The sequence below is a fragment of the Pseudomonas sp. Teo4 genome (assembly GCF_034387475.1).
In the GTDB taxonomy this organism is placed as follows: domain Bacteria; phylum Pseudomonadota; class Gammaproteobacteria; order Pseudomonadales; family Pseudomonadaceae; genus Aquipseudomonas.
Window position 1 is genome coordinate 3,339,543 of record NZ_JAXCIL010000001.1, and the last position, 15,869, is coordinate 3,355,411.

General features: G+C 55.7%; 15 protein-coding genes and 2 pseudogenes. 3 read left to right on the forward strand and 14 right to left on the reverse strand.

What is annotated here, in order from left to right:
- Positions 1-52: 52 nt before the first annotated feature.
- Positions 53-616, forward strand: a pseudogene (locus tag PspTeo4_RS14965) (mechanosensitive ion channel family protein); the annotation flags it as partial.
- A 513-nt stretch (positions 617-1,129) separates the two neighbouring features.
- Here PspTeo4_RS14965 and PspTeo4_RS14970 read toward each other — a convergent pair.
- The 4 genes from PspTeo4_RS14970 to PspTeo4_RS14985 form a co-directional block, all read right to left on the reverse strand.
- A complete protein-coding gene (locus PspTeo4_RS14970; protein ID WP_322364582.1) occupies positions 1,130-2,572 on the reverse strand; it encodes a hypothetical protein in 1,443 nt (480 codons plus the stop codon).
- A 112-nt stretch (positions 2,573-2,684) separates the two neighbouring features.
- Positions 2,685-3,290: an RES family NAD+ phosphorylase gene (locus PspTeo4_RS14975; RefSeq protein ID WP_322364583.1), complete on the reverse strand. Its 606-nt coding sequence runs from the start codon at positions 3,288-3,290 to the stop codon at positions 2,685-2,687.
- Positions 3,287-3,685, reverse strand: a complete 399-nt coding sequence (locus tag PspTeo4_RS14980; protein WP_322364584.1) for a hypothetical protein — start codon at positions 3,683-3,685, stop codon at positions 3,287-3,289. The genes PspTeo4_RS14975 and PspTeo4_RS14980 overlap by 4 nt, the downstream gene beginning before the upstream one ends.
- An 11-nt stretch (positions 3,686-3,696) precedes the next feature.
- Positions 3,697-4,065, reverse strand: a complete 369-nt coding sequence (locus tag PspTeo4_RS14985; protein ID WP_322364585.1) for a hypothetical protein — start codon at positions 4,063-4,065, stop codon at positions 3,697-3,699.
- Between the two features lie 35 nt (positions 4,066-4,100).
- On the opposite strand from PspTeo4_RS14985, the gene PspTeo4_RS14990 reads away from it, so the two are divergent.
- Together PspTeo4_RS14990 and PspTeo4_RS14995 are read left to right on the forward strand one after the other, a co-directional pair.
- The gene (locus tag PspTeo4_RS14990; RefSeq protein WP_322364586.1) at positions 4,101-4,850 is read left to right on the forward strand and encodes a hypothetical protein; all 750 of its coding nucleotides are present in this window, start codon (positions 4,101-4,103) and stop codon (positions 4,848-4,850) included.
- A 128-nt stretch (positions 4,851-4,978) separates the two neighbouring features.
- Positions 4,979-6,055, forward strand: a complete 1,077-nt coding sequence (locus PspTeo4_RS14995; RefSeq protein ID WP_322364587.1) for a DUF6035 family protein — start codon at positions 4,979-4,981, stop codon at positions 6,053-6,055.
- A 130-nt stretch (positions 6,056-6,185) separates the two neighbouring features.
- On the opposite strand, the gene PspTeo4_RS15000 is transcribed toward PspTeo4_RS14995, so the two are convergent.
- From PspTeo4_RS15000 to PspTeo4_RS29920, 10 genes and pseudogenes are all read right to left on the reverse strand, one after another.
- Complete coding sequence (locus PspTeo4_RS15000) at positions 6,186-6,464, reverse strand: hypothetical protein (protein ID WP_322364588.1); 279 nt, start codon at positions 6,462-6,464, stop codon at positions 6,186-6,188.
- Between the two features lie 226 nt (positions 6,465-6,690).
- A complete protein-coding gene (locus PspTeo4_RS15005; protein ID WP_322364589.1) occupies positions 6,691-7,182 on the reverse strand; it encodes a hypothetical protein in 492 nt (163 codons plus the stop codon).
- A 604-nt stretch (positions 7,183-7,786) separates the two neighbouring features.
- Entirely contained in the window at positions 7,787-7,966 is a 180-nt protein-coding gene (locus tag PspTeo4_RS15010; protein ID WP_104444297.1) for an MbcA/ParS/Xre antitoxin family protein, read from the reverse strand.
- A 194-nt stretch (positions 7,967-8,160) separates the two neighbouring features.
- A complete protein-coding gene (locus PspTeo4_RS15015) occupies positions 8,161-9,192 on the reverse strand; it encodes a hypothetical protein (RefSeq protein WP_322364590.1) in 1,032 nt (343 codons plus the stop codon).
- Positions 9,193-9,330: 138 nt separating this feature from the next.
- Positions 9,331-10,281, reverse strand: a complete 951-nt coding sequence (locus PspTeo4_RS15020) for an ATPase (protein ID WP_322364591.1) — start codon at positions 10,279-10,281, stop codon at positions 9,331-9,333.
- 434 nt (positions 10,282-10,715) lie between these two features.
- Positions 10,716-11,411 carry a hypothetical protein gene (locus PspTeo4_RS15025; RefSeq protein WP_322364592.1) on the reverse strand — a complete coding sequence of 232 codons (696 nt, stop codon included), beginning with the start codon at positions 11,409-11,411 and terminating at the stop codon, positions 10,716-10,718.
- Positions 11,412-11,540: 129 nt separating this feature from the next.
- On the reverse strand, positions 11,541-12,383 hold the full coding sequence (locus PspTeo4_RS15030) for a Mov34/MPN/PAD-1 family protein (RefSeq protein ID WP_322364593.1): 843 nt from the start codon (positions 12,381-12,383) through the stop codon (positions 11,541-11,543).
- 4 nt (positions 12,384-12,387) lie between these two features.
- Positions 12,388-13,221 carry a ThiF family adenylyltransferase gene (locus PspTeo4_RS15035; protein WP_322364594.1) on the reverse strand — a complete coding sequence of 278 codons (834 nt, stop codon included), beginning with the start codon at positions 13,219-13,221 and terminating at the stop codon, positions 12,388-12,390.
- A 25-nt stretch (positions 13,222-13,246) separates the two neighbouring features.
- Positions 13,247-13,762: a hypothetical protein gene (locus PspTeo4_RS15040; RefSeq protein ID WP_322364595.1), complete on the reverse strand. Its 516-nt coding sequence runs from the start codon at positions 13,760-13,762 to the stop codon at positions 13,247-13,249.
- Positions 13,759-14,895: pseudogene (locus tag PspTeo4_RS29920) on the reverse strand (metallohydrolase). Before PspTeo4_RS29920 ends, PspTeo4_RS15040 begins: the two are co-directional and overlap by 4 nt.
- Positions 14,896-15,869: the final 974 nt, after the last annotated feature.

Here is a 15,869-nt window from a genome sequence, read left to right on the forward strand (position 1 = left end):
ATGCGCGGTCTAATGGCCCTTCGTTTTGCAATACAGACCTGTCTACACGCTTATGGATATTCAACAAATCTGGCGCGATGCCCTCGATCTCTGGGGCACCCTCGATCAACACCCCATGCTCCACGCCGCCCTGGGCCTGGCGGTGTTGCTGCTGGTTTCGCTGGTGGTCGGTCGCCTGGCCCGCTTCTTCGTGTTGCACGCCTCACGCCTGCTGGCACGCCAAAACGCCCTCAAATGGTTCGATGACCTGCGCCACAACAAGGTGTTCCAGCGCCTGGCGCAGACCACCCCTTCGCTGGTGATCCAGTTCGGCCTCAAACTGGTGCCGGAACTGTCAGACACCGCTCAGCACTTCCTCGGCAACGTCGCCCTGGCTTTCACCCTGCTGTTCATGACCCTGGCGCTGTCTTGTCTGCTCGATGCCCTGCTGGACATCTATGCCCGCACCGAGCATGCCCGCACTCGCTCGATCAAAGGTTACGTGCAACTGGCCAAGATGATGCTGTGGATCTTCTCCGTCATCATCATCGTCGCCACCCTGATCGACCGCTCGCCCCTGTTGCTGCTTTCAGGTCTGGGCGCCATGTCGGCGGTGCTGCTGTTGGTGTACAAGGAGAATCCAAAGAACTCCCGAAATTCCAGGAATGCAAAGATCGCGATATGGACAGCCACCGGTACCCATTCCCCTGCTCCGAGATAGCCCCAGATTTCTGCGAAGATTGTCAGGTATCCCCGGAAGGGCAAGCCCGTCACAATCTCTCAAGACCCGCTGAGGTTTGCCCGCCTTCGGGCTCCGTGACAGCAAACCGCTTACCGCCCCTGCCCCTGCCCGCCCCGCCCCCTAGCCACCGAAAGCCTTTCAGCCCCATCAAAGTTAGTGACGGTCGCCGACTTGCGTGTACGAACGGGCGTGACCCGCCTAGCCCAAAGAAGTGCTGACGCGACTGGGCTAGGGCTGCGGCATCAGTGGACGCCGGCCTGACTCATGCGAGGTGAGTTTCCCCACAAGTACGGAAGCGTTCTTCGAGCGCGATACGCAGAAATCTTCATGGCTTCGTTGCAAACCGGCAGTACGCGTCGAAATCTTCCAGCGGGTAGATGTGGAAGCTGGCGACCGAGTTCTCGTAACTCACCAGCTCCAAGAGGCCATTTCTGACCATGATGTGAACCGGGGTAAAGAAACCGCCTGGCCAAATACGTTGATACTTTTGCGCTCCGTCGCGTCGAATGCTTTGAAGCGATACCGCTGATTTCGAAACCGGCTGACCTCGTCTTCATCCATTCTCGCTGTGCTTCGAATAGGGAATTTGATGCTCTCCAGCGGCTTGTAGTACCCATCAATGGCATCCACGCAGTCTTTCAGCTCAACGTAATCTTCATCGGCGAGACCAGAGGTCAGGTCGACATTGAGCGATGTACCCAAGAACTCCGTGAGGCGTCTGGCCCACTGTAAATAAGTCATCAGGGTTGCCAGTCGCTTGAAGCCTTCAGGCCGCAAATCGATTGACATGACGTAAAGTCGCTCACCATCGAGCTCAACTATGAGGGTGACTTTCCAGCCATTGAGCGCAGCTTCCGTAAACTGCACGATTTTCGAGAACCACGGTAGTTGGTCAACCGGGCGCGATTGCCAATTCTCAACGCTGATGTTGAAGTTCACGTTGGAAACCGCGCCCCCGTCGCCGACTTCAGCGACGAGCTTGAGCATGCCAGCCATGGATTCGCCCCTGAGGCAGAACGACTTGGTGCCCCACACGATTTCTCCAGGCATGTCGTCCAGCACCAGCGTTTCCAAGGTGTCCGGATTCGTGAGCATGATCTTCTGGATCACACGGGTAGGAGGGCGAAAAATTTGCATCTTCCCCCCAGCGCCTTTGGTCATGTCCACGATCGCATCGAACAGGGGCGATCCCTGAATGGCGACGTTGGTCATGTCCAGCTCCAGGCCTTGCCCATGCTCGAACAGCGCGTCGAAACCAGTGGCAGCCATGCGGGCATCTCTTCCACCGACAGTCATGGCAAGCTGGACGTTTTCCTTCGCGTTCACCTGGAAAACCGTGCCGTGGTGAGGATCGTACCGGGTGACTACATCGAAGCGAGGGTCAGCCTGTGACAACACTTGCGCAGTAGCTCTATGGGCATTCTGGATGGCCGAGGGCAAGAAGCTTTTCGGCATTCCAGTAAGGGCCATGGCCAGAAGATCGGGCGCATCTTGAGCGGCGGGCTGACGTTTGCCGAGCTCGGCCTTAGCAGCGGCTTCGGCTTGTTTCTTCCAGCCTTTGAGCACCTCGACCGTGTAGGTGTTGAAGTCCCGGTCAATCTCATCTGCATGAATCGCGCAGAGCCAAATGCCATTCGAGAAGGCCTTTCTCTCATTGCTAGTCATGCTGGCATCGTAGCGGGCACCACCGGGCGAGGCAGCGCATATGTGGGCCGCCTTACCGACATTGGTCACCCCTTCTTCATCCTGTGGAGCTGACGTGGCGACTCTGCAGTTCGGGTTCGAGCACCGGTGTGCGACCCTATCCCGCAGTTTTTTGATGGTGCTCTGTTTGAAGTCATCGCGCGCCATAGGATCTCGCCACCTCAAAAGATAAAAAGGTCAAAGGAGTCGGACAGTGAGCGCTCAGACAGGGCCTGGCTCAATTTGATTTGCCCCGGCAATAGCAGCCCATCTGGCATCGTCAGAATTCGTAAACGGGCTTCGCCTTTTGCTTTGGCTTGTTTTCCGACAATGGCTCGTCAGCCGTTTCGTACGCCACGAAGCGCACGTCATGGTAGATGAGACTGTCAGCCACGTACTGAATGCAAGACCCGCTGGATGGCTTGGCCCCCATAACGCCCATTGCCCCATCCACGCTCCAGAACGTTGGTGTTGGCGCACACGCCACATGAGAGAACAGAACAATGTTGTTGCCCAATGGTGCCTGAACAGATTTGAAGATGAGACCGTCGATGCGAGGTTTGCAGTGCGTAGCAAGGTATTCGGCGACGGCTTGGGAAGTTAGGTAGTTGCGCTCGGAACCTGGAAGCACCGGGACTGTGATCAGGTTGTGGAGGTACTTCAGGAATTGACGACGGCCACGTTTTTCAAAGTAGTTGGCCTCAAAGAAACTAGGTTCGGGCCCCAGGTCAGCCTTCTCAAACCGGCCAAAATCCAGAACCTTGATCGGCTGGGTCAGTTTGAACTCACCACTGACAACGCTGCCGCCCACTGGGGGGCGTAACTCAGCAACGCAGGTTTTGCGCTCAAACGCACCATAGAAGGCCGGTACGCCGGCAGGGTTCATTCTCCTTCTCCTGCGATCTCCTTCGGCGGTGCCGACAGGTTCCTGGCAGGGTCAGCGCTGATCTTGCTGACGTCTTCGGCGTTGGCACAAGAGCGGGCGCGGTAGATCGACGGTGCGTCTGCAGGCGACAAAATGCGCACCACAGCATGGTCGCTGGATGAGGCGGAGTACTTCGCCAGCTCCTTAAACAGCCAGTCCAGAAACGACTTCGCGCTTTCATTGAAGAAGCGGCTTCCGTGTGCCAGTCCCTCTTGAAACTCACCCCACTTGTATCTGAAGTCGCTGGGCAAGTAGGGCAAGTGGGCGTAGTTCACGTCGTCGCTATATTTGGTCAGATGCCGAGAGACAAGCTGTACAACAGGATCAATGTTGTCACAACCGAAGATCTCTCCCACCCAGACATCGATCAGTTCACCGTACTGACGCTGAAACGAGCCGTGAGCATCGTTCCACGTAAAATGGTGCTCCCCTGGCAGACATAACTCTCAAGAATCTTTTCCACGCGGCTCACCAGCTTCGATAACGAAACCGCCTTGCGCTTGGTTCCACAGAGACAACATGCGATGGATGTGCCGTTGCGTTGTATCTGCCGAGCCAGGAAAGGATCCGAGGCACATTTGAAGCACACGTATTGCTCGGCTGTCATGGCAGTCTGGTCGTCCTTCTGCATAATGGTGGCAAAGTACAATGGCGCGGTGGCCAGTGATGATCGCTGATCATCAAAGGGAAAACCAACACCTCGTTCAGCACCTATGAATAAACACTGCGCGGCCACGCTCACCATTTCCCATACAGGTCGGAGGACACGTCATGAGCTCGATCAAGGACTACTTTTTCGAGGTGCAACAGGAAGCCTGTATCAACTGGATTGCCCAGACCTATGGATATGAGATCGATCCGGACGAAGACCCAGAGCTATGGGAAAAGCTGGCAGCCGAATATTCAGACATGCTCGACGCCAGAGCCGAGATCCAATGGCTCAATCGTCACTCTCACCAGGAATTTTTCATTGAATTTGAAGCTGAGCTAGCGGCCACGGCTAGCCTGTTGGCTGCTGCAGCCCTCACCCCCAACGCCAATACGGTCTTCAAGCTCGTGTATGCGCACACCGTCACCCTCATGGAGGCGCTGATCAGCTCGGTGGTGCGCAAGCTCGTTGTAAGCGACGAAAACCTGCTGATGTCGCTGGCTGCGGGTTACAAGAAGGTGAACGTTGTCTCCGTCACTCTGAAGGAGATCGCTGAGCAGCCAAAGCTGGTGGAAACCATCGTGCTTAGAATCTTGGCCGATCAGACCTTCCACAACGTCGCGACCATCAAGGAAGTCTTGGGCGTGATGTTCGGCGAACACATGAAAGACCTCAACCTGGCAGGAGTTGGCCGCATCTGCAGCAAGCGGCATGACATCGTTCACCGCAACGGCAAGACGGTCGATGACAAGCCCATCGAGCTGTCGCCGGCAGAGGTGGGACAGGCCATCAGTACCGTGAATGAGTTTGCCATGGACGTACGGCGCAGGATTGAGGCCGCGCTCAGGGAAGAAAGCCCCGTCCCTTTTTGACGACCCCTTACCCCACCCAAGGCCCTAAGCGCTCGCCCCGCCTGGTGAGAGTAACTGTACGGGGGTTCGGTGGCGATGCCCATCCAAAATTTGGATGCTGGAGTTCTACCCTCCTGTAAGGACGCAGCATGTACACCCACGAAATGGCACAGCCCACCGATACGATGCTCTTGAACGACATCCTCGACATGGAAACAGGTCAGAATGTCGACCCTCAGGTGTTCCTACGCCGCGAGCTGAGCCTGGTCATGAAAGACCGCGCCGAACTGATGGCCCGCTACACCCGCGATCCTGATGCACCTTGGCTCGTCTGCGAGCTGTGCTCAGCGCCTGTGATCCTGGTGCGCACGAAAGATCGGTACTTTCATTTCCGCCATCACCAGAGTGAAGAAGCGGAGCAGAAATGCTCGATCTCGACGCGAGGAGAGCTGAGCGCCGATCAGATCAAATGCATCAAGTACAACGCGGCCAAGGAAAGCTCGGCGCACCTAAGACTCAAGGCCATCATCCGCGACAGCCTGATAGCTGACGAAAAATGTACTGAGCCGCTGGTGGAAGCCGTATGGAAAGGGCTGCGTTTGGCTAAGCGAGCACAGTGGCGAAAGCCGGATGTCCAAGTCGAACTTGCGGGTCAGCGCCTGGCGTTCGAGGTACAGCTATCGACCACGTTCCTAAGCGAAATCGTAGGCCGGCGCGAGTTTTACCGGCGCAACAACGGCGCAATGGTCTGGGTCTTCCAGAGCTTCGATCCATATACGACGCGAACTGCCGAAGAGGATATTTTCTACCTCAACAACCACAACGTTTTTTTGGTGAATGAGGAAACGCTTGAGCGCTCCCGGCAGGCCAAGCGCATGGCTTTGGATTGCTGGTATCCCATACCGGAGTTGCAAGGCAAGACGATATTCAACCGCTGGACGATGGCCCACGTTTTCCTCGATGAGCTCAAGATCGACCCTCAAGAACAAAAGGTGTTTTTCTACGACTACGATGCTCAGCGAGCTGAACTCGAACGCTCTTTGGACACCTCCTGGCTCGCCAGGCTTTCTACGATTTCTGGAACGAGCGCGCTGCCACCGACTGCAGGGAAACGGATGCCGCCTGGACAACCTTGCGGGAACAGATGCGGATCGCCATGCCTCGCCTGCATCTGCCGGCAGATTACCGGACAGGGAAATTCCATGGTGCCATCTCGCTTATGCTAAGCGCGCGCTTTGGGCGCCCGGTGGGTACAACCTGCCTCGACTGATAAACGTCGCCAACACCGCATTCGATCACTACAAGGACTTCCTGTACGCCTTTGGCTGGGCGCTGCGGCTGTGCGGCCACGAAGACTTACTCAAAGCGCAAGACAGTAAAGGGACGTGGCGTCGGCGCGCCAAGCTGATCAAAGATGGCATGCGCAATCATGATGAAGGTTTCCGCCAAGATCCTAGCCTCAACCATCTGATCGCATTTCTTGTCCCTGAGATCACCGAGAAGCTGGCTCAAGTCAGAGACTGGTAGCAGCGAGTGAGTGCCTCCAGAGCCAGGCGGCGTCAAGCGATCTGGCGACTGCTTCAAGGCCGAATCTGTGCTGATCAGCGAAGGTTTTCCACTTTCTGTGGTTGACATCGTAACCCTCGTTGCTCAAAAATGATCACGAGGGCTCAATAAGAGCAGGGCTGATCTGGATCATGGCGATATTGGCAGATCAGTGTGGATTGCGCAGGTCGCCACCTGTGCGGTAGCGGTAACCGGCAACAATGGTTAGCTTCCGACCCCTTTCGGGCAGTAATGCCTGGACGTGCTAAGCAAGCGCTGCGACTACCAGCCCTCAATGATTTCTCGAAAAAGGCGCCTACGGCGCCTTTGCTTTCAGCGTGCCGACATTCATCGCGCTCTGCTTTTTCAGCACCTTGTAGGCCGTGACGACTGAATAGAAATTCTCTCCGGCAGCATCGAGCTGCGGTGACAGGATTACGACCCCTTTCGCGCCCCTCACGATCGTCAACCGATAGCCATCACGGGTCTGGTACCCCTCGCAAAGAATTTGCGCCCTGGGACAAGATTCCGCAACAAACGCGGGAACGTCTTCAATCGTCTGGCAGCCCGCGCTGACAAGCTCATGGCCATGACCTTCCCAAATGTGGCGGACACCAAAGCCTTTACTGAAACCATGGTGTTTGCCGACTCGCAGGTAGATGTCACCACCAGGTAACGTGAGGTTTCGACTACTGTATGGCTCGATATAGCCATAGCTGAGCAAACCGGTGACCGGATGCGGTACGCAGACCTCTTTGTCTAAGACCGCGTAATCGAACAACGGCTCAAGGGGCATCAATGCGGACAATTATTCTTCTTCCAATGGTGGAAAGTCCCCAGCGGGTACGGCATTTTGCCACAGAAATTGAGCCGCTATCGTGCAGGCGCCAAGTCTCGGTGGGCCAGCGTCGGAAGCCCCTTGTCCGGGCCCCTTGAAGCTCTGTCTTGGGCCCAATGAGTGTCCCCCTCGACTTCCATTGTCGTGCCAGAGCCATTGTCGTGCCAGAGGACAGCCCTTGCTCGGGATATCGAGTTGCCCCAACCTGCAGCATATAGCCAGTGACAGCGTTCGGCTTGGAAGCTCAGAAGCTGATAGAAGCCCAGAGGCTGATAGAAGCCAGGCTTAAGGAGTAGAGGGGATGTACCTTTGAGCGCTGACTATCCGTAATTTCCGCCAGTTTGGCGATCTGCCCCAGGTTTTGTCTTCCGCCAAAACGAGGCCGTCACTGCGCTTGTAGGGAGAATGATGCCGGCAAGACCACATTAATCCAGGGCGTGGCCCGTTACATCGTTTCTACCGGCTTTGATGGCCAGGCGAAAAAGCCTGTATTCAGGAGTTCCGGGTTTGGCGGGTCGTCTGTAGCTCGATCGGTGGCCTGGTCAGAACCTGTCGTATCCGGAGGGTCGATTCCTTAAGCACCCAGACCGTGCTCCAAACGCGCCAGTAACTCCAATGCATCCTCAGTGGTCGCATCCACCGGCCTTTTGTCGACTAAAGCGCGTGATGGGGTCATCAGCCAATGCATTGCAAGCGACTCATTACCGAACACTCGAATTGCGGCCTCTAGAAGTACAGGATCAATTTTTTCCATTTGTACACCTTGAAGGAGCGTCACCTGGCTCGTTGAGCATATGCCGACTGTCGAGAGCCTACGAGAGGGAGTGAAAGCCCGAAATGCGCCATTTGCGGATTGAGTGGTCAGCAAGCCTGAACTCACCAGGGTTGGCAAGCACTGCGTGCCCGGATAGCTACCGGGCACAGGCGCTCACCACCCATCACCGCAAGTCAGTTTTTGCTGCCGTAGAAAGGGTTCGACCAGTTGTTGACTTCCTCACACACTTTTTCGTAGTGAGCGCCATGAATCGGGTTTTGAAGGGTTTGATCCCACGTTACGAAATCACCGCCCGAGAGCACTGACATAATCTCGGCACACTGCTTCATCGCCGTTGAAATGATGCGGTGAGCTGTGCGGGGTTCGAGTCCATTTATTCGATGCTCCAGTGCTGTGCTCTGAATCGTGCGAAGCCTGAAGGCATGCCCAGGATATGAGTTTTTCTGGTGCGACTCATCCATGGGGATGACAACGCTGAAGCCCCAGAGTGTTGCCGATGCCGCAATGAGCGCGAACGTGAAGCACGCTTCGGTAATTTCAATGTGTTTCTGTGGATGGTAGTGCGGCTCGTCGGCAAAAAATCTCTTCTTAAGCTCATCCATCAGGAACTGCATCGCATAGGTATCGGCGATGACCTCTCGCGCGTGCTTCTCCAGTCGTTCCCGGTCATCTGCCGCTTCGGCTTCCGGTGGTGCACCTCGCTCCGCACGGCGAACCGCGTGGAGGTTATGAAAATGACCGACCTCGTGTAGGAGAATGAAACAGAAGATAGCGAACGCGAATGTTTCGAAGGTTGCCCGGTATTCAGGATCGCGCAACCACCAATAATCTGGGCTTTCCCAATCAAAAATGCCATCTTTGAGCCAGACCTTGACGTCGTGACGCCAGGGCAAAGGTGAGGCTTGGTAGGCTGGCGGAATGGGGCGGGCATGTACGGTCACTAAAGAAGCCAGCTTGATTACCAGATCAAGCATGCCCTTCCATACCATTACCGTCTTGAGCTCTGAATCCGCACCTGCTTGGCACCTCACCCCATCCACGAAGTACAGACTCACTTTATCGCCCGGCAGAGAGGCGCAAATTTCTCTACCCTGGCGCAGAAGCGAGTCATACATCTCACCATCTGGATCTTCGGTATAGATCTGCAGAATCCCCTCGCCTGGCTTGAAGTGTCTCTCAGCTATCCGACGTTCGATTTCGTCCATGTCGTCCCTGGCCTTTTATGAATGGTGGTCAACGGTAAGCGCCGATGGTCTGTATGCCACAACCACTGACACGATGCTACCCGCCAGACACAAACGAACGGGGTATCAGCCGAAGACAAAGCCCCCGCCTATCAAAAATTAGGCGGGCTGCTTTTTCTTGACCGCAAAGATCGTCAAGCGGTTGAGGTCATCGATCTCAAGCCTGTAGCTTTTCCCGGTCTCAGAAAGCACAAGGCGCCCCAGACCGAACACACGGAAATAGTCAGCGTCATCTTGAGCGAGGATGTCGTTGAAGAAGCCTCGGAACCGGTAAGCATCCATCTCCTGGCTGGTGACCTTCAGGTAAACGCCCTTTCCATCGACACGATCGATGAACCAAAACATGAACCCATTTCCCTTGCGTGGCTCCAGCCGAGCCCCACCATGGATAACTCGATTGGGTGAGCCGGGTGCCGCTTTCGATATGTTTGGAAAGTAGGAGATAAGCGGCATCTCTCCTTCACCCGTGACCTTCAGCTGTAGCCCGAAGAACTCGTTGCTCGAAAGATCCTTGTGCGCGTTGCGATAGTATTCGACGAGCCGCTCGAAACTGCTGGTGCGGTTTCTGGTTGAGAAGGAACTGCCTTTCGCAACCCCACTGCGGCCTTGCCCGCGACCCTGGGCAGGATTTGAACCAGCACTTCCTGACACCCCTTCCCCATCCTTCGGCTTGACGATGGTGGGGTCGAACTCATTGATGAAATCATGAAGCTTGCGTTTGGCTTCTCGATCCTTATGGGCAGCCTCTCCGCCCTGGCCTTGATCGCTTACATCGGGTTCCTCACCCTGCCAGTGGCAACCAGGCACATGCCCCACACCGGGGTCGCGAAAATGCGCAGCCCGATAGGTATCTTGTGGCAGGCTTGCATAGTTCACAGCCGTGATTGGGGGGGAGCTTGGCAAGGCCAAGCAATCAGCGTAGGAACATTGAAAGGTGTAACGCGCTCGGGGCTCAGGCTGCGAGAAGTAGGCCCTGCGTGCATCTGAGATGGAAACGACTTCACCGAGTTCTACGCAATAAGCTTCCGAGACTTGAATCTTTGCGGGCATTCCCTGACGTCCTGACATGATGGCGAAGCCCTAACACGCCCCAGGTAATCTGGTCTTGGGTCAGGCCTCACGGGAGGTACGTTTATAATCGGGATTCGAGTGACCTGTAAACCAGCTAAACCCGCGAGTTAGAGAGGCTGGGGATATCATCGGCTTACGGGAGAAGACAAGTGAGCTTCACAGCATCACGTCGACGATGGATTGCCTAGTGTGCTCTAGCGCCGTGCCTCAAGGCTGAAGCGGTTTCAGTACGTCATGAAATAACCCTTCAGTCAGGCGCTTGATGTCCAGCGCCTGTACCACGTCCCTAGTCTAGGTCTGCGCAGACCTCGCCCTGCTCTCCAACTGGACGTTGGCTGCGGCGACTGCAGGCCAGCATCCTTTAGCTGACCTGTTCGCAGCTAGCAAACAAGCGCTGTGCGTAGGCAAAGCCTCTAACCCGAACCCAATCGTGGTTCACCAGGAAGATCCAGCAAAGCAAGATGACCAGTTCGACTCCTGTGGCTGCGAGCAGGACTGGATGTTTCGCTAACGCTTCGAAGCTCAATTCTTGCAGGCAAACCTATCGTGTGATACAGAGTCACCAGGCAGAGCGCGGCGCAGGTCAGGGCCACTAGGATGCCTGTCGACTTACAAGCCGTGAGATTCCGGGCGAATCCATACTCCACGTTTTCATCAAAGATCATGGCGTACTTTTTCGTGTCTCTCGTCTGTTCACGCAGGAAGTTCGCCGCAGACCGATACACATCATCTGCGGCCCTCGGGTCAGCTTTTTCTTCCTCTTCAGTGACGACGGTGAAATCCTTTATGAGATCCGCCAGACGCTGCATGTAGCGTTTTTTCGTAGGCCGCTCCAACGTATCGTCGGAGTGCCTCAGCACGATGGTGGTTGGGGCACCACCCCACGTCTTGAACAGCTTCTCCTGGAGCTTATTGCCTTTGCTGGACATTTGGCTCGCGGCAAAGGCGACCACACCGAACGATACAAGGAAGGTTGCGATCACCCCGTTTAAGGATCGCGCAGCTTCGAAGAAAGCCATGACGTAAATGACTACTGGCAACACCAACAGCAAAGCAGGCTTTACCCTGGCCTTGTACTTATACGCATCAAAAACCTTGCTGAAATCCATACCAACCCCTCACGCAGTGCATGGTATTTGGGCATCAATCGAACAAACACACGTCGATCATCTAGGCGTATCGCGCAATTTCGCCGCTTGCCAACAACTAACCAAAGGTCAAACCCGTTACCCCAAGGCTCACCTCACATAAATGCCGAGATCAGCATCGGAAACGATCAGCATCAGTGCCGGTAAACCCTCTATCTGCATCCGGCTGACCAGCGTGGCAAACAAGACAAGGTCGTCTGCGCTCTGCTTGACGGAACAACCGTTCGGATGGGAATGCCAGTCCCCGACATAGTCAACGGTGCCAGCAGTCAGATCGTGCACCTTCTTCAGTGCCTCTAACTGACCTTCCTTGCCCCGGATGAAATGGGTTGGGCTCGACTCGCTGTCGGGTGGAGGTGGCAGGGTATCGACCAGGACGATGGTCTTCGTCTTCAAGTCAGTGATACCGAGAATGGATCCACCGGTTTCGTTGGGAAGCGCCGCAAGCCGCTGTGCCTTGATCTTGTCAATAAGGCCACCGTCATACGTTACCGACCACTCTCCAATCGTTGCGCAGGTGACGGGATGTACTAGGGCCTCATGTGATCCCACACTGCCCGACTCATCATCCAGCGCCGATATCATGATCTTGGCTTCGGCACCAGTTACGACCTTGCGCAGCCTCCGGGAAATTAGTCCCGCGTGGACATGGATGTTTTCATTCGACATCCGGAACGAAATATCCCGGCATCCGCCACCTACCCACCGATCGCCAAGGTGGTTGACGAGATGGGTTTCACCCCAAGGGTTGTTCAAGATTGCGCGGTAATACTGCCCTTCAAGGGCATCCAAACGCTGCAACCGTGCCGAGTCTTCGAGCAGAATGACATTCGACATTCCTGATGGAGTAAGGAAGACACTGGCCATCCGGGTTGAATGATCCCGTCGCGCCAGATCACGAGGCACAGCCAGCGTCGTGGTGGCATCGATCAAAAGCTCAGCGTCCTCTGGCCTCATTGATGCGGGGATCGTCAGCGAGAATGCCGTCGCAGATCGCAGCAGGTACCGGCTCGCCCGGATAGATCTGCCCTACCATCCTCCGAAGCACATCCGCTTTGCGTAAACCGACAAATCTGTCGTTTGCGACATGCCTGACCAAGTTGTGAGGGAGGAGCAGATCCGGGTCTACATACGTCCATGTGCCCCAGGCCAAGCGAGCCCAGATGTCGGCAAGCATGCCCCCTAGCGCACCTACCCCAGCCAACACACCCTTGAAAGTTGCATTATCGGGATCGACAGCAGACAGGTCTCGGGCAAATGCCGCGCTCAGCGAAGATCGCACCTCCACAGGCCTGAGGCCAAGCCCCTTCCATGTCTCCCCTGTGTAACCTCCCAACTGCACGGCGGGATAACAAACACCGTCCGCGTTCGGGGGCCAGCATCTCGAAAGAGGCTGCCAGATCAAAGAGATTGATCTCCAGCATGTAGCCTTTGACATCCATCCGATCCGCTTCGCCATTGCGAAGTCTGGGTACCAAGCCAGGATCAAGATGCCCTGGTTGTCGTTCTGAGCCGCCCGACTTAGCCCGCCAGAAGCTGCTTCACGCACAGCATTTGAAAGTTGCGTAGACAGCTCGCTGCCCCACTCCACCAACTGGTCATGCAACTCCCCAAGGTTAAACGGGAACATGGCCACCGACGTCGGCTCAACGGGCGGCACCATGATATTGAGTAAGCGATAATTGCTTTGGGTCGTTCCACTGGAATCCATGACCGCGCACGCAGCGTGATTTTGTCGCTTCTGTCTGTCATCAGGACGTGCAGTTTGCAATCGTCACTCGCCAGCTGCGCCGGAGTTAGCGCTGGCAGGATGAGCTGGAAGGGCTCGCGTAGAACATTTGCTCCAGCGGTTGATCTTCACGGTGCAGGCGTAGCTCCGATGACTCACGCAGCCACCAGAACAGACGCTCAAGAAACCGTTCAGCAGTCCAGATGCGCTCAACGCCACTCCACTCCACATCGTAGAGGCACAGGATCTTCGGCGTACCCGGCGCCGAGCCATGAAGATGTGACAGCGCAGGAAAATCTGTGCGAAGCGCATGCACAGTCACTGGAACACGAAGCCGTGGATTTACAGCAATGGCTAACGTCTCTACACGGTGGATTCCCCCAGGGTTACCCTTGGCAATCGTGCCGTCGCCCGCCTCGATGACGACGTACTCGGTTACCCCGCCTGCCTCAGCTTCCTGCCGAAGCTCCAAGAACTCGACGCCCGAGGGCCCCTTGCATGCTTTCACCAACGCTCGGGTGCAGGCATGAATAGGCTCGGGCTGATCGCCCATTGGGTCACCGACCGCATAGAAACTGCTCATTTTCTAGGAGCGCCTGCGCGAGGAGCCGCAGCAGCCGCAGCCGAGGTCGCAGCTGCGGCAACCGCTACCGCAGCCTTGATCACTGTACCGTCAGAGGCCGACTCCAATTCGAGCACGCCTTTGGAACCGTTCTCTTCCGTGCAGGCGAACCACCCATCCACTGGGCGCAGAATCGACCTGTATTCACGCTTGGCGCGGATGCAAGGTGGATCGTTGAAGTCGTCAACGATCTTCTTGCTGCTGGAGACAATCGTCGCGCCCTGTTTCGCCTGGCCCAGAGCATTGCGCGCTGCCTCGGAAACCCTGGCGTTTTCGCCTTTACCCGACCAGCTGTCCCAGGACAGGGTGTGCCACGAGCAGTGGTGTGGCGCGAGGAGCAAGTCGTAAGCGAGCGTTTCTGGGTCATCCTCAAAGCGTTTCCACATCCGCTCCCAGATGAGAACTTCGGCATCACCACCTACGAAGAACCGCGTGCGCTTGGAGCTGAATTGAGACGGTGAGATGTGCATGTTCATTACGATGCTCGACTCGTTCTTGGTCAGCTCTTCCTCCAGCGCAGCATCATCTTCATGAGGTGCAGGAGCCAGGAGCTGGGCCCTGAACACTGACGAAGAAGAACCATTGATGTCGCTGAACCATTCGCCAGACTTCACCAGGATCGCGCGCAGATCGTCAGTCTTGCCATCAACGTCTTCACCCATGATCTTGATGCGGTTGCCGCTAGCTGCCCAGCGGTGGTCACGCCAATACTGGACGCGCCGACGAGCCTCTTTGTTGAAAGCGCTCGCGTCATCACACAGCGTGTGATTTGGCGACCGACGCCGAAAGACCAGAGGCGAAGACCAGAGCTCGCGAATTATGATGCGCTTTTCCCAGCGATCCTTTTTATCATCCGGATACTGATCGGGGGCCCAGCCAGAAATGCTTGCTCAGTCCGCCGCAGTGATCCTTGTCCGGATGGCTCAGCATGAAGGCATCAACGTACGGACGATCCTTGTCATCCCGCAACAGCCGCTCGCGCAGTGCTCGCCCCACATCGGGTGTGTCATCGTTCGGGTCGTCGGCTTTCCCCGGATGTGGCAATCGATCAAGATGCTTGTGACATTGAAGTCTGCCAAGCGTACGAGCGTCATATCCCCGTTACCGACTTGGAAAAAGTAAATTTAGCGGGCACTCTTACCTCCATGCGCTATCTGCAAAATAACCCTCAGGCCATAGCTGAGCGTCATCTTCCATTCACTGAAAAACGTTTATGTTTTTATGCACCATCGCGCCGTTTATAAAACGGGACGCAAATGTTTCATCGCTTTGGTGAGTAATATTTACGCAACATGTGCTGAGGTCAGATCTCAAGAGAATCGGGGGAATGTTGATATGCTCGTTTCCTGCTGCCTGGACAACCTAACCGGCGAACTTGGGACGCCATTTCAACCGCACATCACCACCCGATTTTCGCTGGCCACGGTGACTAGGATGAGCCATGGCCCAACCGCATGTCACCTAGCACAACCTCAAGAAATCCGTTTCGAGGCCACCCCAAAAACACTACATCTAGTGCTTTCAACAAAGGGCAGCTACAACATATTCAAAACAACGCCCGACCGCAAGTGCCTGTCGCACGAGTAGCTTGCGCACCCAGCTGCGGTTGGATCCCATTTTTAAACTGTACGGATGCACAGCCCTGATGTTTCAAGGGCTTAACAGAAAAGAGGGCGCAATAAATTGTTACAAACTCAGATCTGTCTGAGATTTTCTCGGTGCGACGAGTTATGACGCAACGAAAGGAGCGCCTGAAAACCGACAGTAGATCAGCGTCAAATTAGCGACATAAATTTGTACAACCTACTTGCCAAATCTATCTAATCGAGCCTTCTCGCTTATGAACTGAGCCTGACGTTAGCGGCGCTGCCGAACCTAACTAGCAGACAATTCAATAAACCAAATGCAGGCGCACTTGCAGTACTTGCTCATCGAACAGACCCTCGCTGGTCTCAAGTCTGGCTTGCCACGCGGCGCCTGAATCATGGCAAGTTTCACTGGCCCGACATTCGCCATGGCTTCGAAATCGAACTCGACAGCGAACAACTCCAGGCCCAGGCCTGCCGTG